Genomic DNA, 17,541 nt, shown 5'->3' with positions numbered 1-17,541 from the left:
TCGGGTGGTTGCGCGTGCGGCCGGTCCGTTTCGGGGCCGGGCGTGCGAGCTTGGGAGTATGGAACGGCGTCGGGTGCTCGCGACATGGGCCGACCTGGTGTTGCCCGTGTGCTGCGCGGGCTGCGCCGCGCCCGGCGCGCAGTTGTGCGCCGCCTGTCGGGCGGTGTTCGCCCCGGCGCCGCGGCCGGCCGACCCGGTGCCCGTGCCCGAGGGGATGCCGCCCGTACACGCGGTCACCGCCTACCAGGGGCCGGTGCGCTCGGTGCTCGCCGCCTACAAGGAGCACGGCGCGCGCCGCCTGGCCCGCCCTCTGGGGGATGCGCTGGCCCGGGCGGTGGCGGCCGGTCTCGCCGACGCGGCCCGGCCGTGCCTGCTGGTCCCGGTGCCCTCGACCCGCGCCGCGGTGCGTCGACGCGGTCGGGACGCCACCAGGGAGCTGGCGCTGCGCGCGGCCGGTCGATTGCGCGCGACCGGGGTCCCCGCGCGGGTGCTCCCGGCACTGCGACATACCCGTCGGATCCTGGATCAGGCGGGCCTTTCGGCACATGAACGGAGGATGAACGTCCGCCGATCAATGATCGTTTCGGACAGGTTGGCGCCCTTGTTTACGGGCATTAGTGTGGTGATCGTCGTCGATGATGTTTGCACCACCGGCGCAACTCTCGCGGAGGCGACCCGTGCGGTCCGAGCCGTGGGAGGGCGAGTCGAGGCGGCGGCCGTGGTGGCCGCGACCGCCCGGCGGCGCGGGACGGAGCAGGGCCGTCGGCGACCTGGTCGGTCGGATGGGTGCCCACCCCTCCGGCATGGCGCAATGGATGGAGTTCTGCGTGGACATTGTCGTCAAGGGCCGCAAGACCGAGGTACCCGAGCGTTTTCGCAAGCACTGCGTCGAGAAGCTGGACAAGATCCGCAAGCTCGACGACAAGGTGATCAGCGTTGACGTGGAGGTGACCAAGGAGCGGAACCCGCGGCTGGCGGAGCGCTCGGACCGGGTGGAGATCACGCTGAACACGCGTGGCCCCGTCATCCGGGGCGAAGCCGCCGCGTCCGACCCCTACGCCGCACTCGACCTGGCGTGCGCGAGACTCGAGGCACAGTTGCGCAAGGCCGCCGACCGGCGGCGCGTGCACCATGGTCACCGCTCCCCCGTCTCGGTGGGCGCGGCCACTGCGGAGATCAATCACGCCGACCGGCTCAATGGGGCCGTGGTGGCGTCCGCGGAAGACATCGAGGCGGTGAAGAACGGCGAATTGAGGCCCCAGCCGCACATGGCGGGCCCGATCGAGGTGGATGGCGAAGGCCCCCTCGTGGTTCGCGAGAAGGTACACGCCGGGCGTCCGATGGCGCTCGACCAGGCGCTGTACGAGATGGAGTTGGTAGGCCACGACTTCTATCTGTTCATCGATTCGAGCACCAAGTGGCCGAGTGTGGTGTACCGCCGGCACGGCTACGACTACGGTGTGATCCACCTCAAGCCCGAGGACCGCGAGGACGGCGGACCGCAGTAGTCGCGGTCGGGCCGTCGCCGCGCGCCCTCTGGTCGTGATTCGACGCCGAAACCCTTCGGGGTTTCGGCGTCGGTTGCGTCTGCGACCCTGGCGTTCCCTGGCGAATGTTCCGCTTCGCAAGTACGTTCCGCACATAACGCCCATCAGGGCCTGGCGTCGTGGCGATCACGTGGGATCATGTCCTGGACACGGATCGTGCCGACCCAGGGGGGAAACACGGTGGGTGAACAGTCTGTTCCGGCCCGCGTGGAGCACGGCTCAGCGGGCGAACCGATTCGCGTGCTGGTGGTCGACGATCACGATCTGTTTCGCCGCGGTCTGGACATCGTGCTCGCGCCGGAGCCCGACATCACCGTGGTCGGCGAGGCCGGCGACGGCGCCGAGGCGCTGGAGGCCGCGCAGGACCTGCTGCCCGACATCGTCCTGATGGACGTGCGCATGCCCAGACGCGGCGGCATCGAGGCGTGCACCGCGATCAAGGAGGTCGCGCCCAGCACTCAGATCATCATGTTGACGATGAGTGAGGAAGAGGCCGACCTCTACGACGCGATCAAGGCCGGCGCCACCGGATATCTGCTCAAGGAGATCTCGCACGGCGAGGTGGCCTCGGCGATCCGCGCGGTGGCCGACGGGCAGTCGCAGATCAGCCCGTCGATGGCGGTCAAGCTGCTGACCGAGTTCAAGTCGATGAGCCGGCGCGACGACGAGCGCCGCCTGGTACCGGCGCCGCGGCTGACCGACCGCGAGATCGAGGTGCTGCGCCTGGTGGCCACCGGGCGCAACAACCGCGACATCGCCAAGCAGTTGTTCATCAGCGAGAACACCGTGAAGAACCACGTGCGCAACATCCTCGAGAAATTGCAGCTGCATTCGCGCATGGAGGCCGTGGTCTACGCGATGCGGGAGAAGATCCTGGAGATCGGCGACTGAACCGGGGCGCGTCCCGGGCGCGGGCGGCCCCGGGTCGGCCGGACGCCCGGCCGACTCCGGCCGGTCAGCCCGCGAGCAGCGCGGTCAGCCGCGCGCGGGTGCTCTCGTGGTCCAGCGCCTCGATCCGCACGTCGTCGCACCCCACCCACCCGGCGGCCGCGCGCAGCGCCTCGGCCGCGCCGGCCAGCACCCGCTCGCCGACCGCGGCGCCGGCCTCGAAGGACATGCGCCGGGCCACCAGGGTGCGTCCCTCCCGGGCCGGGTCCACCCGGCCGACCAGCCGCCCGCCCGCCAGTATCGGCATCACGAAGTAGCCGTGCACCCGCTTGGCGGCGGGCACGTACGCCTCCAGGCGGTGTGCGAAGCCGCCGAACACCCGGGCGGTGCGCGGGCGATCCCACACCAGCGAGTCGAACGGCGACAACAGCGTGGCGCGATGACGCCCGCGCGGCGGCGCGGCGAGCGCGTCGGGGTCGGCCCACGCACCCTCGCGGGCGGCCCGTTCGCCCCAACCCGCGACCGCGACCGGGACCAGGCCGCTGCCGGGCAGGGCGGCGTCGACCTGGGCCCGGGTCAGCCGGTACTGGTCCATCAGGTCGGCCCGGGTGGCCACCCCGAGCTGCCGGCCGGCCAGGCGCACCAGGCGGCGCAGGCACTCCGCGTCGTCGGGCTCCTCGGCGAGCAGGGCCGCCGGGACCACACGTTCCGGCAGGTCGTACACCCGCTTCCAGCCGTCGCGGCGCACGCAGACCACGTCGCCGAAGGCCAGCGCGCGCTCGACGGCGATCTTGGTCTCGCTCCAGTCCCACCACTCGCCCTTGTTCTTGGCTCCGCCCAGCGCGGTCGCGGTCAGCGGGCCCTCGGCGCGCAGGCGCCCCAGGACGGTGTCGAACGACTCCTTCGACACCTGGTGGCCCCACAGGTGGCCGCGACCTCGGTAGTGCCGGCGGCGGAAGGCGAAGTCCGGCCAGGTCGACATGGGCAGCACGCAGGCCGCGTGCGACCAGTATTCGAACGCGGTCTCGCCGGACCAGTACGCGCTCTCGACGGTGGCGCGGCCGACCGGGCCGAGCCGGGAGTAGGGCACCAGCTCGTGTGAGCGGGCCAGCGTGGAGATGGTGTCGAGTTGTACCGCGCCCAGCGAGTGCAGCACGCCGAGCACGCCCGCCCGGCGATCGGGGGCACCCAGCAGGCCCTGCGCGGCCAGCACGATGCGGCGGGCCTCGTCGGCGGTCAGCTCGGCGTCCGGCGTGAAGGTCGGCTGTGAGGTCATGGCCGCCACCTTAGAACGTGTGTTCGCATCAGGTGTCCGTGGCGAGCCGGGCGTGCAGATGTACGTCGGTGAACTCCTCGCCGAAGCCGGTGAGGCAACCCCGCAGTACTCCTTCGAGTGCATATCCCGACGTGTTCGCGACCGCGCACGAGGCGGAGTTGGCCACCGCGTGGCGCAGTTCCAGACGCTGCAGATCCAGCGCGCCGAACGCCCAGCGGGTGAGCGCGCCGACCCCGTGCCGGGCGACCCCCCGGCCGCGCGAGGACTTCAGCGTCCAGTAGCCGACCTCGCCCGTGCGCCACTGCGGCGACACCTTCCACAGCGCGACATGGCCGTGGACCTCGCCGCTGACCGCGTCCATCACCGCGAACGAGGGCCCCTCGCCGCTTGCCCATCGTTGCTCGCGCGCGGCCAGCCACGCGTGTGGATCCTCGTCCTCGGGCACCGGCGGGCGGTGCACGATCAGCTCGTCGGCGAGCGCGCCGGCGATCACGTCGACGTCGTGTTCGTTCCAGGGCCGGAGCTGAAAGCGTCCCGCCGCGATCTCCACAGGTTCCATGCCGGTCACTGTGCCGGCCCGCGAGGCTCGATCCGGGCTTGCCTCCTCGCATACGATGGCCGTATCGGCGGGACGGGCCCCGCCGTGCCGTCACGTCCGAAAGGCGGGCGGGCGCCGTCGGGCAAGGAGCTCATCCAGCGTGTCTATCTTCGACAAGGTCCTGCGCGCCGGCGAGGGCAAAATCCTGCGCAAGCTCAACCGCATCGCAGATCAGATCGAGTCGATCGAAGACGACTTCAAGGACCTCTCCGACGCCGAGCTGCGCGCGCTGACGGACGAGTACAAGCAGCGCTACGCCGATGGGGAAACCCTCGACGACCTGCTGCCGGAAGCCTTCGCCACGGTGCGCGAGGCCGCGCGCCGCACGCTCGGTCAGCGGCACTACAAGGTGCAGCTGATGGGCGGTGCCGCGCTGCACCTGGGCAACATCGCCGAGATGCGCACCGGCGAGGGCAAGACCCTCGTGTCCACCCTGCCCGCCTACCTCAACGCCATCGCCGGCGAGGGTGTGCACGTGGTCACGGTCAACGACTACCTCGCCGAGCGAGACTCGGAGTGGATGGGTCGTGTGCACCGCTTCCTCGGTCTGACCGTGGGCTGCATCCTGGCCAACATGCCGCCGCACGAGCGGCGCAAGGCGTACGGCTACGACATCACGTACGGCACCAACAACGAGTTCGGCTTCGACTACCTGCGCGACAACATGGCGTGGTCGGCCGACGAGCTGGTGCAGCGCGGCCACTTCTTCGCCGTGGTCGACGAGGTCGACTCGATCCTCGTCGACGAGGCCCGCACCCCGCTGATCATCTCCGGCCCGGCCGACCAGGCCACGAAGTGGTACGCCGACTTCGCGACCATGGTCAAGCGGCTCAAGCGCGGCGAGGCCGCGAACCCGCTCAAGGGCATCGAGGAGACCGGCGACTACGACGTCGACGAGAAGAAGCGCACCGTCGCCATCCACGAGTCCGGCGTCGCCCGGGTCGAGGACTACCTGGGCATCGACAACCTCTACGAGGCGGTCAACACCCCGCTGGTCGGCTACCTGAACAACGCCATCAAGGCGAAGGAGCTGTACAAGCGGGACAAGGAGTACGTCGTCGTGGACGGCGAGGTGCTGATCGTCGACGAGCACACCGGCCGCATCCTCGCCGGTCGCCGCTACAACGAGGGCATGCACCAGGCGATCGAGGCCAAGGAGGGGGTGGACATCAAGGACGAGAACCAGACCCTGGCCACCGTCACCCTCCAGAACTTCTTCCGCCTGTACAAGAAGCTCGGCGGCATGACCGGTACCGCGATGACCGAGGCCGCCGAGTTCCACCAGATCTACAAGCTCGGCGTGGTGCCCATCCCCACCCACCGTTCGGTGCAGCGCGTGGACCAGTCCGACCTCGTGTACAAGACCGAGGAGGCCAAGTTCAACGCGGTGGTCGAGGACATCACGCAAAAGCACGAGAAGGGCCAGCCGGTCCTGGTCGGCACCACCAGCGTGGAGAAGTCCGAGTACCTGTCCGCCCAGCTGCGCAAGCGCGGCGTGCCGCACGAGGTGCTGAACGCCAAGCACCACGAGCGCGAGGCGCAGATCGTCGCGCAGGCCGGCCGCAAGGGCGCGGTCACGGTGGCCACCAACATGGCCGGCCGAGGCACCGACATCATGCTCGGCGGCAACCCGGACCACCTCGCCGCGGCCGAACTCGCGCAGCGCGGGCTGACCCCGACCGAGACGCCGGAGGAGTACGAGGCGGCCTGGCCGGAGGCTCTGGAGAAGGCCAAGAAGGCGGTCAAGGCGGAGCACGAGGAGGTCTCCGACCTCGGCGGGCTGTACGTGCTCGGCACCGAGCGGCACGAGTCCCGCCGGATCGACAACCAGCTGCGCGGTCGTTCCGGGCGCCAGGGCGACCCGGGCGAGTCGCGGTTCTACCTGTCGCTGGGCGACGACCTGATGCGCCTGTTCAAGGCCAACATCGTCGAGCGGGTGCTGACCTTGGCCAACGTGCCCGAGGACCAGCCGATCGAGTCGAAGATGGTCTCGAACGCGATCAAGTCCGCGCAGACCCAGGTCGAGCAGCAGAACTTCGAGATCCGCAAGAACGTGCTCAAGTACGACGAGGTGCTGAACCGCCAGCGCGAGGTGATCTACGGCGAGCGCCGCCGGGTCCTCGCGGGGGAGAACCTGCAGGAGCAGATCGGGCACTTCATCGACGACACCGTCGAGGCGTACGTGCACGGTGCGACCGAGGGCTTCGCGGAGGAGTGGGACCTCGAGAAGTTGTGGGCCAACCTCAAGCGGCTGTACCCGGTCAGCATCACGATCGAGGAGGTCGAGGAGGAGTTCGGCGACCGCTCGGAGCTGGACACCGAGCAGCTGGTCGAACTGCTCCGGGCCGACGCCCAGGCCGCCTACGCGCTGCGTGAGGAGAAGCTGGGCGAGGAGGTCATGCGCGAGCTGGAGCGGCGGGTCATCCTGTCGGTGCTGGACCGCCGGTGGCGCGAGCACCTGTACGAGATGGACTACCTCCAGGAGGGCATCGGCCTGCGGGCGATGGCGCAGCGCGACCCGCTGGTGGAGTACCAGCGCGAGGGCTTCGACATGTTCAACGCCATGATGGAGGGCATCAAGGAGGAGTCGGTCGGCTACCTCTTCAACGTCGAGGTCGAGATCGAGCAGGTGCCGGAGGCGCCGAGCATCTCGATCGACAAGGCCGCGCCGCTGCCGGAGATCCACGCGAAGGGGCTGGACGCGCCCCAGCGGCCGGCGCACCTGCAGTACAGCGCGCCCACGATCGACGGCGAGGGTGGTGTGATCACCTCCGAGGAGAACTTCGACGAGGACGCGGACGAGGTCGAAGAGGGCGCGACGCGGGCCGAGCGGCGGCGGGCGCAGCGGGCGAAGCGGAAGAAGAAGTAGGCGGGGTCCTCATACGCCGGACGGGCTGAGGGGATGCTGGTTGGCCGGTGGTCGTAGGCGGTGTCGTGGGTCGGTTTGGCCGGCCTGCGGCCCGCCGGTCCTCAAGCGCCGGACGGGCTGAGAGGGCGCCGTGGGCGGTGGTCGTGGATGGTGGCTCGGTCGGGCTTGGCGGCCTGCGGGTCCTCATGCGCCGGACGGACTGAGGGGGCGCTGGTTGGCGGTGGTCGTGGGCGGTGGGTTCGGTCGGGCTTTGGCGGCCTGCGGCCTGCTGTCCTCAAGCGCCGGACGGGCTGGAGTTTGGTGGCGTAGGGCTTGAGGGCCTGCGCCTCGCGCCCCGCGCCTCGCGCCCTGCGCCTCGCGCCTCGCGCCTCGCGCCCTGCGCCCTGCGCCTCGCGCCTCGCGCCCTGCGCCCTGCGCCCTGCGCCCTGCGCCTCGCGCCTCGCGCCCTGCGCCCTGCGCCTCGCGCCTCGCGCCCTGCGCCCTGCGCCTCGCGCCTCGCGCCCTGCGCCCTGCGCCTCGCGCCTCGCGCCCTGCGCCTCGCGCCCTGCGCCTCGCGCCCTGCGCCTCGCGCCTCGCGCCCTGCGCCTCGCGCCTCGCGCCCTGCGCCTCGCGCCTCGCGCCCTGCGCCTCGCGCCTCGCGCCTCGCGCCCTGCGCCTCGCGCCCCGCGCCTCGCGCCCCGCGCCCCGCGCCCCGCGCCCTGCGCGGGGGATGGTGCGTGGGTGAGGGCCCGGACCTGGGTTGGTTCGGGCCCTCTTTGTTTTCAGGCCAGGTCGTCGTGTTCCAGGGCTGTGCAGAGCCAGGTGTTGGTGGGGTGGCGGGTGGGGGCGTCGCGTTCCAGGCGGAAGGCGACGGTGAGGACCCAGGATGGGGCGCGTAGGCGGGCGTAGCCCTCGGCGATGCCTTCGGCGGGGGCGTGGCCGCCGCAGGACTCCACTCGCAGGTGTCCGACTCGGCGGGCGGCGAGGCGGCGGATCAGGTGTTGTGTGGTGCCGTAGACGGGCGCGGAGGCGTACGGGCGCAGCTGGGTGAGTGCGCGTCGGCCCGAGGCGATCTCGGCCAGCGCGTGGGCCAGCCGTTGGGAGCGCAGCCGGGCCTCGGTCGGGTCCGGTTCGGCCAGGGCGGGGACCAGGCGCAGCGCGGGCCGCGGGTCGCGTTGCGGCGCGGGGCGGAAACCGGGCCGGGAGTCGGATCCGTGTTCGGGGTGGGGCAGCAGGTGGGGCAGCGGGTGCGGGGCGTGGGCCAGGTTGCCGTGGGTCAGGGTGGTGACGCGGCCCGGTGGGCGCAGCGGGATCACCTCGGCGACGGCCGCGGTGTCGAAGGGGGTTTCGCCGGCGGGGGCTCGGACCACGTACAGGCGTGGTGGCGAGCCGGTGTTCGTGTGGACCATGGGTCCTCCCCGTGAAGCGGATGTGACGGTTGTGGCGCACCCGTTCCGCTCGTTCCCCCGACCGGGACGTGTGCAGGCACTTCCTAGCCGGCCCGCGCCGTGCGGTCAACCATTCGTCTGGACACCGCTGCGATTACGCTGACGCGCGTCGACTCACGCGTGGTGGCGCCGGGTCGGCCCTGGTTTCGGCGCTCTTCGTCCCCGAAGGAGTGTCCGGATTTCACTCGATTGGAGTCGCCCGATGCGCGTGTTCATCCCTACGACGCCCGCCGGCCTGGCCGCGGTGCACGCCGCCGGCGGGATCGAGTCGGCGCCGCTGCCGGCGTACGCGGTCACCGAGGCGTTTCGCGCGTGGTACGGGAGCGACGACGAGGAGGAGCTGGAGTACGGCGCGCTGACCCGCGCCGCCGAGGGCTCGCTGCGGTTGCTCGCGGCCGAGCCGGGCGCGGTGCGTCGGGTCGTGCTCGCGGCGGACGTGCCGGACACGCTGGTGGCCGAGCGGGAGGACGGCCCGGGCGCGGTCCTGGTCGACGCGCGTGTGCCGCGCAAGCGGATCGCGGCCGTGCACATGGACACCGCCGACGCGGAGGAGGCGGTCGCCGCGGCGCTGGCGGGCGGGCTCACCGACGAGCTGATCGAGGCCGCCGAGGAGCACGAGCTGCTGTGGTTCGCGACACAGGAGCTGGCCGACCTGCTGTGACGGCCGGCACGGCACAATCAAGGTCCATGACGCATCGGAATCCGCACCTGGTTTGGGACTGGAACAGCACCCTGTTCCACGACTTGGACGCGATCATCGAGGCCACCAACGCCTCGTTCGCGCTGATCGGACTGCCACCGATGACGCTGGAGCGTTATCGGGAGCTCTACTGCGTGCCGGTGCCGAAGTTCTACGAGAAGGTCGTCGGCCGGGTCCCGGACGCGGACGAGTGGATCCGCCTCGACCAGGCCTTCCAGGAGGTCTACACCCTGCACAGCGCGCGCTGCGAACTCGCCGTCGGCGCGGACGAGCTGCTGCACGCCTGGCAGCGCGAGGGCGGTACCCAGTCGCTGCTGTCGCTGACCGCGCACGAGGCGCTGATGCCGTTCGTGCGCCGGTTCGGGATCGAGGAGCGGTTCGTGCGGGTGGACGGGCGGGTGGGCCCGCCGGGCGGCGGCAAGGCCGAGCACCTGGTGCGGCACCTGGCGGCGCTGGAGCGGGACCCGGCCGACGTGGTGCTGATCGGCGACGCCGCCGACGACGCGGCGGCCGCGCTGCACGTGGGCGCGCGGGTGGTGCTGTACGCGGGCGGCTCGCACGCGCGGGCCGGCCTGGAGGGCGTCGGGGTGCCCGTGGTGGACTCGCTCGCCGAGGCGGTCGAGCTCGCGCGTACCTACGTGCGCTGACCACCCTCGCGCATCGATTGTCCGGTTCGTGGGCACTGCGCATCCATGGATGCTGTGACCCGGGTGCCCCGGCCGAGCAACGAACCCGTCCACGGCTACGCGCCGGGCAGCCCCGAGCGGGCCCGCCTGCAGGAGCGGTTGGCCGCGTTGTCCGCCACACCCGTGGATCTGCCGCACACCATCGGCGGTGAACACCGGATGGGCGCGGGCAAGCGTGTGCAGTTGGTCCAGCCGCATCGGCGCGCGGGCGAACTGGGCACCCTCGCCAACGCGACCCACGACGACGCGCGGGCCGCGCTGACCGCGGCGAAGGAGGCCGCGCCCGGGTGGCGCGCGCTCGACTTCGACGACCGGGCGGCGATCATCCTCAAGGCGGCCGACCTGCTCGCCGGGCCGTGGCGCGAGACCGTCGCCGCCGCGACGATGCTCGGCCAGGGCAAGACGGTGCAGCAGGCGGAGATCGACGCGCCGTGCGAGCTGATCGACTTCTGGCGGTTCAACGTCGACTTCGCCCGGCGGATCCTGGCCGAGCAGCCGAGCAGTTCCCCCGGGGTGTGGAACCGGCTGGACCACCGGCCGCTGGAAGGCTTCGTGTACGCGGTCACCCCGTTCAACTTCACCGCCATCGCCGGCAACCTGCCGACCGCGCCCGCGCTGATGGGCAACGTGGTGTTGTGGAAGCCCTCGCCCACCCAGGCGCTGGCCGCGCACCACGTGATGCGGCTGCTGGAGGCGGCCGGTCTGCCGCCGGGGGTGATCAACCTGCTGCACGGCGACGGCGTGGCGGTGTCCGATGTGGCGCTGGCCGACCCGGACTTCGCGGGGCTGCACTTCACCGGATCCACCGCGACGTTCAAGCGGCTGTGGCGGGGCATCGCCGACAACCTCGACGCCTACCACGGCTATCCCAGGATCGTCGGCGAGACCGGCGGCAAGGACTTCGTGGTCGCGCATCCCAGCGCCGACCACGACGTGTTGCGCACCGCGCTGGTGCGCGGCGCGTTCGAGTACCAGGGCCAGAAGTGTTCGGCCGCCTCGCGCGCCTACATCCCGCGCTCGATCTGGGAGAGCGAGTTCCGCGACGCGTTCCTGGCCGAGGTGGACGGGTTGTCGATGGGCGACGTGACCGACCTGAGCCACTTCATGGGCGCGGTGATCGACGAGCGCGCGTTCGCCAAGCTCAAGGCGGCGATCGACCGGGCGCACGCCGCCGACGGCCTGCGGGTGCTCGCGGGCGGGACCTACGACGACGCGGTGGGCTGGTTCGTGCGGCCCACCGTGGTGCTCGCCGAGGATCCGTGGGACGAGGTGTTCACCACCGAGTACTTCGGGCCGTTCCTGGGCGTGCACGTGTACGAGGACCGCGACTGGGACACGATGCTCCGGCAGATGGAGTCGGCCGCACCGTACGCGCTCACCGGCTCGGTGATCGCCCGCGATCGGCGCGCGTTGGCGCAGGGCACCGACTTCCTGCGCTTCGCGGCGGGCAATTTCTACCTCAACGACAAGCCCACCGGCGCGGTGGTGGGGCAGCAGCCGTTCGGCGGCGCGCGGGCGTCCGGCACCAACGACAAGGCCGGCGCGATGCAGAACCTGATGCGCTGGACCAGCACCCGCACGATCAAGGAGACGTTCGACGCGCCGACCGACTACCGCTATCCGCACATGGGCTGAGCGCACGCCCCGGGTCTCAGGCCGGTGCCTTGGCGCGCAGGACCTGGACGAACTCGCGCATCCAGGCCGGGTGGTCGACCCAGCCGCGGGCGGAGACCAGGGTGCCGTCGACCACCGCCTCGCCGTCCACCCAGGTGGCGCCCGCCGCCCGTACGTCCGGCGCGATCGCCGGGTAGGCGGCGGTGCGGCGCCCGTTCAGCACCCCCGCGGCGGCGCTGACCAGCGGCCCGTGGCAGATCTGCGCGACCGGCTTCTCCGCCGCGAAGAAGTGCCGCACGATGCGCTGCACCACCGGGTTGTTGCGCAGGTATTCCGGAGCCCGGCCGCCCGGCAGCACCAGGGCCACGTAGTTCTCCGGTCGCACCTCCACGAAGGCGAAGTCGGCCGGCCACGTGTAGCCGGGCTTCTCGGTGAACGTGTCGTAGCCGTCGACGAAGTCGTGCACGACGAAGTTGAGCTTCTTGCGCGAGGGCCCGGCCACGTGCACGTCGTAGCCCTCCTCGCGCAGCCGCTGGTAGGGGTAGAGCACCTCGAGCGATTCCGCCGCGTCGCCCGTGATCAACAGCACCTTCTTGGCCATGACGATCGTCTCCCCACCGAGTTCGTCCGCCCGCGTCGTGTCGTTGCTCCCGCACCCACGGTGCCCCGAGCGTCCGCCCCGGGGCAATGGGCAATCGCCGGCCCTTCGGAACCGGGGGGCTCAGGGCAAGAGCGGTACGGGGTGTCCGGGCATAACCGAAAATTACTTACAGGGTGATCCGAGATCCCCTCTCGGCGGCCGAGGACCACGCGAGTAGCCTGACGATGCGGCGACGCCGTGCGGGTCGCGGGCCGAGACGACGGAGTCCCGGAACCACCACCGACGCGCCGACGTCGCCTGAAACAGGTACTCGCGACAAAGCGGGTACCCGCAGTACACGGCCGGGCACGCCCGGGGACGGCAATGGTCACGCAACGGCGCGCGACAGGAGCGGCAGCATCATGCAGAGCAAGCTGGACGAGGCGAAGGCGGAGCTTCTCGCCCGAGCGGCGGACGCGGCACGGGCGGCATCGTCACAGCACGGAGGCGGCGGGCCCGAGGGCCCGAACCGGGTGGACCTCGATGTCCTCCTGTCCCGCTACTACCGGCACACCGCACCCGACGACCTGATCGACCGCGACCCGGTCGACGTATACGGTGCGGCGATCTCGCACTGTCGACTCGCGGCGCAGCGCCCCCAGGGCACCGCGCGGGTCCGGGCGTACACGCCCACGGTGGAGGAGAACGGCTGGGCATCGGGGCACACCGTGGTCGAGGTGGTCACCGACGACATGCCCTTCCTGGTGGACTCGGTCACCAACGAACTCTCCCGCCAGGAACGCAGCATCCACGTGGTGATCCACCCGCAGCTGATCGTCAGGCGCACCATCGCCGGCGAACTGCTGGAGATCGTGGACACCACCGACGCACACGGGGTGCCCGAGGACGCGCTGGTCGAGTCCTGGATGCACATCGAGATCGACCGGGAATCCGACCGCGAGGACCTGCGCGCGGTGGAGAGCGGGTTGCAGCGGATCATCAGCGACGTGCGCGAGGTGGTCGAGGACTGGGCCAAGATGCGCGACACGTCGCTGCGGCTGGCCGACGAACTCGCCAACGACCCGCCGGCGACGCTGCCGGAGGAGGAGATCGGCGAGGCGTGGGAGCTGCTGCGCTGGCTCTCCGAGGATCACTTCACCTTCCTGGGATACCGCGAGTACGACCTGGTCTGCGAGAACGACGAGGACGTGCTGCGCGCGGTGCCCGGCACCGGGCTCGGCATCCTGCGGGCCGACCAGGACCTGTCGGCGTCCTTCAGTCGACTGTCCACCCAGGCCCGGGCCAAGGCCCGGGAGAAACAGCTGCTGATCCTCACCAAGGCCAACTCGCGGGCCACCGTGCACCGCTCGGCCTACCTCGACTACATCGGCGTCAAGAAGTTCGACGCCGCGGGCAACGTGATCGGCGAGCGGCGCTTCCTGGGGCTGTTCAGCTCCGCCGCCTACACCGACAGCGTGCAGCGCATCCCCGTGGTGCGCCGCAAGGTGCACGCGGTCCTCGACAAGGCCGGCTTCCCGCCGGTCAGCCACGACGGCCGGGACCTGCTGCAGATCCTGGAGACCTACCCGCGCGACGACCTGTTCCAGATCGCCGTCGACGAACTGCACGACATCGTGATCAGCGTGCTCTACCTCCAGGAGCGGCGCCGGTTGCGGCTGTTCCTGCGCAAGGACGAGTACGGCCGGTTCTACTCGGCCCTGGTCTACCTGCCGCGCGACCGGTACACCACCGAGATCCGGCTCAAGATGCAGGACATCCTGCTCGCCGAGCTGGCCGGCTCCGTCGTCGACTACACCGCGCGCAACACCGAGTCCGTGCTCGCCCGCCTGCACTTCACCGTGCGCGTGCCCACCGGCGCCGAACTCGGCGACCCGGACGTGGACTACATCGAGCGCCTGCTCTCCGAGGCCACCCGCTCCTGGATCGACGACTTCGGCGAGGCCCTCGTCGCCGAATGCGGCGAGGAGAGCGCGTCCGAACTGTCCCGCCGCTACGCGCACGCGTTCAGCGAGGGATACAAGTCGGACTTCCCGCCCCGGACCGCGGTCGCCGACCTCAAGCGGGTCGAGGAACTGACCCCCGAGGCGGACTTCACGCTCCACCTGTACGAGCCGATAGGAGCACTGCCGGGCGAGCGGCGCTTCAAGATCTACCGCATCGGCGACTACGTCTCGCTGTCCGAGGTGTTGCCGATCCTGCAGCGGATGGGTCTGGAGGTCGTCGACGAGCGGCCCTACGAGCTGCACCGCGCCGACAGCACCGTGGCGTGGGTGTACGACTTCGGCCTGCGCTACGACGCCTCGGCGATGTACGGGCAGCCCGAGGACGTCAAGGATCTGTTCCAGGACGCGTTCTCGGCGACCTGGACCGGGCGCGCGGAGAACGACGGGTTCAACGCGCTGGTCTTCCGGGCCGGGCTGACCTGGCGCCAGGCGATGGTGCTGCGCGCCTACGCCAAGTACCAGCGGCAGGCCGGGGTCACCTTCGGGCAGGACTACATCGAGGGCGTCCTCGTCTCCAACCCGCACACCACCCGACTTCTGGTGAACCTGTTCGAGGCCCGCTTCTCGCCCGGCCACCAGCAGGCCGGCACCGAGTTGGTGGACGGCATCGTGGAGGCCATCGAGGGCGCGCTCGACCAGGTCGCCAGCCTGGACGAGGACCGCATCCTGCGCTCCTTCCTGGCGATGATCAAGGCCACCCTGCGGACCAACTTCTTCCAGCACCGCGAGGACGGCGAGGCGCACGACTACCTCTCGCTGAAGTTCGACCCGCACGAGATCCCGGACCTGCCGGCGCCGCGGCCCCGGTTCGAGATCTTCGTCTACTCGCCCCGGGTCGAGGGCGTGCACCTGCGCTTCGGCGCGGTCGCGCGAGGCGGGCTGCGCTGGTCCGACCGGCGCGAGGACTTCCGCACCGAGATCCTGGGCCTGGTCAAGGCGCAGATGGTCAAGAACACGGTGATCGTGCCGGTCGGCGCCAAGGGCGGATTCGTCTGCAAACAACTGCCCGACCCGAGCGACCGCGAGGCCTGGCTGGCCGAGGGCGTCGCCTGCTACCGCACCTTCATCGGCGCCCTGCTCGACATCACCGACAACCTCGTCGACGGCGAGGTCGTGCCGCCGGCCGACGTGGTGCGCCACGACGGCGACGACACCTACCTGGTGGTGGCCGCCGACAAGGGCACCGCGACGTTCTCCGACATCGCCAACGCGGTGGCCGAGTCGTACGGGTTCTGGCTCGGCGACGCGTTCGCCTCCGGCGGCTCGGCCGGCTACGACCACAAGGGCATGGGCATCACCGCCCGCGGCGCGTGGGAGTCGGTCAAGCGGCACTTCCGCGAGCTGGGCCACGACACCCAGACCGAGGACTTCACCGTCGTCGGCATCGGCGACATGTCCGGCGACGTGTTCGGCAACGGCATGCTGCTGTCCGAGCACATCCGGCTGATCGCCGCGTTCGACCACCGGCACATCTTCCTGGACCCGAACCCGGAGGCGGCGGTCTCCTTCGCCGAGCGCCGCCGGTTGTTCGACCTGCCGCGCAGCTCGTGGGCGGACTACGACACGAGCCTGATCTCGGCCGGCGGCGGCGTGTACCCGCGCACCGCGAAGTCGGTGCCGATCAGCGCGCAGGTGCGCGAGGCCCTCGGACTGCGCGACGGGCTCGTGCGGCTCACCCCGGCCGAGCTGATGAAGGCGATCCTGCAGGCCCCCGCGGACCTGTTCTGGAACGGCGGCATCGGCACCTACATCAAGTCGAGCGGCGAGTCGCACGCCGACGTCGGCGACAAGGCCAACGACGCCATCCGGGTCAACGGCGCCGACCTGCGGGTCAAGGTCGTCGGCGAGGGCGGCAACCTGGGCTGCACCCAGCTGGGCCGGGTCGAGTTCGCGCTCGCGGGCGGCCGGATCAACACCGACGCGATCGACAACTCGGCGGGCGTGGACACCTCGGACCACGAGGTGAACATCAAGATCCTGCTCAACCAGGTCACCGCGGCCGGCGACATGACCGGCAAGCAGCGCAACGAACTGCTCGCGCAGATGACCGACGAGGTCGGCCGGCTGGTCCTGGCCGCCAACTACGGCCAGAACTGGGCGCTGGCCAACGCGGTGGCACAGGCGTCCAGCCTGCTGCACGTGCACATGCGGTACATGCGCCGGATGGTCCGCGACGGGCACCTCGACCGGGAGATCGAGTTCCTGCCGACGGATCGTCAGCTCCGCGAGCGGCAGCAGAACGGGCAGGCGATGACCCAGCCCGAACTGGCCGTGCTCCTGGCCTACACGAAGATCGTGATGGCCCAGGACCTGATCGCCTCCGACCTGCCCGACGACCCGTTCCTGGCCCGGGAGTTGTACCGCTACTTCCCGAGCGCGCTGCGGGCGCGATTCGTCGAGCAGATGGACCGGCACCCGCTGCGCCGGGACATCATCACCACCGTCGTGGTGAACGAGGTGGTCAACCTCGCCGGCATCACGTTCATGTTCCGCATGCGCGAGGAGACCGGCGCGTCGGCGGAGGAGGTCGCCCGGGCGCACATCACCGCGCGCGAGATCTTCGGCGCGGACCGGATCATGGGCGCCATCGCGGCACTGGACAACAAGGTCCCGGCCGAGATGCAGACCACCCTGCGGCTGCACAGCCGGCGGCTGATCGAGCGGGCCACCCGCTGGTTCCTGGGCAGCCGGCGCGAGATCGACATCGCCGCGCAGGTGGAGCTGTTCCGCGACGGTGTGGCCGAGGTGGTCGCACACCTGCCCAAGGTGCTGCGCGGCTCGGACCTGGCCTGGATGGACGGGCTGTACGAGCAGTTCACCGCGGCGGGCGTGCCCACCGAACTGGCCACCGCGGTGGCCGGGATGTCCTCGGCGTACGCGGCCCTGGACATCGTCGAGGTGGCGACCGAATCCGATCGCGGCGTGGTCGACGTCGCCCAGGTGTACTTCGACATCGCCGACCGGCTGCCGATCGCGCACCTGCTCGACCGGATCATCGAACTGCCGCGCAGCGACCGGTGGAAGTCGATGGCGCGGGCCTCGCTGCGCGAGGACCTGTACGCGGCGCAGGCCGGGCTCACCGCCGACGTGCTCGCCTCCGGCGAGCCGGAGGACACCCCGGAGCTGCGGTTCAAGGCGTGGGAGGACAAGAACGCGCCGGTGCTGGTGCGGGCGCGGTCCACGCTGGAGGAGTTGCAGGAGGCGGAGAGCTACGACCTGGCGACGTTGTCGGTTGCCATGCGGGTGATCCGCACGCTGCTGCGTACGGGCGCCAAGAGCTGACCGAGGCGAACGACCGCCGGCCCGGAACCCCTCGGGGTTCCGGGCCGGCG

The 17,541-nt window shown here is 71.0% G+C and carries 12 protein-coding genes; 8 read left to right on the top strand and 4 right to left on the bottom strand.

The features are described 5' to 3' along the window. Positions 1-58: 58 nt before the first annotated feature. The 3 genes from ACMXN5_RS11935 to ACMXN5_RS11925 all read left to right on the top strand — a co-directional run bounded on the left by ACMXN5_RS11935 (position 59) and on the right by ACMXN5_RS11925 (position 2,438). On the top strand, positions 59-940 hold the full coding sequence (locus tag ACMXN5_RS11935; RefSeq protein ID WP_439675239.1) for a ComF family protein: 882 nt from the start codon (positions 59-61) through the stop codon (positions 938-940). Next, the gene (hpf, locus tag ACMXN5_RS11930; RefSeq protein ID WP_078977011.1) at positions 828-1,508 is read left to right on the top strand and encodes a ribosome hibernation-promoting factor, HPF/YfiA family; all 681 of its coding nucleotides are present in this window, start codon (positions 828-830) and stop codon (positions 1,506-1,508) included. The genes ACMXN5_RS11935 and hpf overlap by 113 nt, the downstream gene beginning before the upstream one ends. 219 nt (positions 1,509-1,727) lie before the next feature. Beyond that, on the top strand, positions 1,728-2,438 hold the full coding sequence (locus ACMXN5_RS11925; protein ID WP_246127381.1) for a response regulator: 711 nt from the start codon (positions 1,728-1,730) through the stop codon (positions 2,436-2,438). Between the two features lie 64 nt (positions 2,439-2,502). Here the strand turns inward: ACMXN5_RS11925 and ACMXN5_RS11920 are convergent, their stop codons facing one another. Together ACMXN5_RS11920 and ACMXN5_RS11915 are read right to left on the bottom strand one after the other, a co-directional pair. Beyond that, positions 2,503-3,711, bottom strand: coding sequence for a winged helix-turn-helix domain-containing protein (locus tag ACMXN5_RS11920; RefSeq protein ID WP_439675238.1), 1,209 nt, complete (start codon positions 3,709-3,711; stop codon positions 2,503-2,505). Between the two features lie 28 nt (positions 3,712-3,739). Further along, positions 3,740-4,270: a GNAT family N-acetyltransferase gene (locus tag ACMXN5_RS11915; RefSeq protein WP_439675237.1), complete on the bottom strand. Its 531-nt coding sequence runs from the start codon at positions 4,268-4,270 to the stop codon at positions 3,740-3,742. 139 nt (positions 4,271-4,409) lie between these two features. Here ACMXN5_RS11915 and secA point away from each other — a divergent pair, with 139 nt between their 5' ends. Then, on the top strand, positions 4,410-7,178 hold the full coding sequence (gene secA, locus ACMXN5_RS11910) for a preprotein translocase subunit SecA (RefSeq protein ID WP_395789926.1): 2,769 nt from the start codon (positions 4,410-4,412) through the stop codon (positions 7,176-7,178). Positions 7,179-7,939: 761 nt separating this feature from the next. Here the strand turns inward: secA and ACMXN5_RS11905 are convergent. Further along, positions 7,940-8,566, bottom strand: coding sequence for an Rv3235 family protein (locus ACMXN5_RS11905; protein ID WP_439675236.1), 627 nt, complete (start codon positions 8,564-8,566; stop codon positions 7,940-7,942). A gap of 241 nt (positions 8,567-8,807) precedes the next feature. On the opposite strand from ACMXN5_RS11905, the gene ACMXN5_RS11900 reads away from it, so the two are divergent. The 3 genes from ACMXN5_RS11900 to pruA are packed head-to-tail and all read left to right on the top strand — an operon-like array spanning position 8,808 to position 11,626. Further along, positions 8,808-9,266 (top strand): DUF6912 family protein, encoded by a 459-nt coding sequence (locus ACMXN5_RS11900; RefSeq protein ID WP_439675235.1) that lies wholly within the window; start codon positions 8,808-8,810, stop codon positions 9,264-9,266. A gap of 26 nt (positions 9,267-9,292) precedes the next feature. Further along, positions 9,293-9,952 (top strand): HAD family hydrolase, encoded by a 660-nt coding sequence (locus tag ACMXN5_RS11895; RefSeq protein WP_439675234.1) that lies wholly within the window; start codon positions 9,293-9,295, stop codon positions 9,950-9,952. 45 nt (positions 9,953-9,997) lie between these two features. Further along, on the top strand, positions 9,998-11,626 hold the full coding sequence (pruA, locus tag ACMXN5_RS11890; RefSeq protein WP_439675233.1) for an L-glutamate gamma-semialdehyde dehydrogenase: 1,629 nt from the start codon (positions 9,998-10,000) through the stop codon (positions 11,624-11,626). A 16-nt stretch (positions 11,627-11,642) separates the two neighbouring features. On the opposite strand, the gene ACMXN5_RS11885 is transcribed toward pruA, so the two are convergent. After that, complete coding sequence (locus tag ACMXN5_RS11885; RefSeq protein ID WP_126643598.1) at positions 11,643-12,206, bottom strand: DJ-1/PfpI family protein; 564 nt, start codon at positions 12,204-12,206, stop codon at positions 11,643-11,645. A gap of 401 nt (positions 12,207-12,607) precedes the next feature. Between ACMXN5_RS11885 and ACMXN5_RS11880 the strand changes: the two genes are divergently transcribed. Beyond that, the gene (locus ACMXN5_RS11880) at positions 12,608-17,491 is read left to right on the top strand and encodes an NAD-glutamate dehydrogenase (protein ID WP_439675232.1); all 4,884 of its coding nucleotides are present in this window, start codon (positions 12,608-12,610) and stop codon (positions 17,489-17,491) included. The last annotated feature ends 50 nt before the right edge of the window (positions 17,492-17,541 follow it).

The sequence above is a fragment of the Embleya australiensis genome (assembly GCF_051903075.1).
Taxonomy (GTDB): Bacteria; Actinomycetota; Actinomycetes; order Streptomycetales; family Streptomycetaceae; genus Embleya.
This window is presented reverse-complemented; position numbering and strand designations above follow the sequence as displayed.

Coding starts and splice junctions, on each gene's coding strand:
- ACMXN5_RS11935 (WP_439675239.1), top strand. CDS start 59: ATGGAACGGCGTCGGGTGCTCGCGACATGGGCCGACCTGGTGTTGCCC.
- ACMXN5_RS11920 (WP_439675238.1), bottom strand. CDS start 3,711: ATGACCTCACAGCCGACCTTCACGCCGGACGCCGAGCTGACCGCCGAC.
- ACMXN5_RS11915 (WP_439675237.1), bottom strand. CDS start 4,270: ATGGAACCTGTGGAGATCGCGGCGGGACGCTTTCAGCTCCGGCCCTGG.
- ACMXN5_RS11905 (WP_439675236.1), bottom strand. CDS start 8,566: ATGGTCCACACGAACACCGGCTCGCCACCACGCCTGTACGTGGTCCGA.
- ACMXN5_RS11900 (WP_439675235.1), top strand. CDS start 8,808: ATGCGCGTGTTCATCCCTACGACGCCCGCCGGCCTGGCCGCGGTGCAC.
- ACMXN5_RS11895 (WP_439675234.1), top strand. CDS start 9,293: ATGACGCATCGGAATCCGCACCTGGTTTGGGACTGGAACAGCACCCTG.
- pruA (WP_439675233.1), top strand. CDS start 9,998: ATGGATGCTGTGACCCGGGTGCCCCGGCCGAGCAACGAACCCGTCCAC.
- ACMXN5_RS11885 (WP_126643598.1), bottom strand. CDS start 12,206: ATGGCCAAGAAGGTGCTGTTGATCACGGGCGACGCGGCGGAATCGCTC.
- ACMXN5_RS11880 (WP_439675232.1), top strand. CDS start 12,608: ATGCAGAGCAAGCTGGACGAGGCGAAGGCGGAGCTTCTCGCCCGAGCG.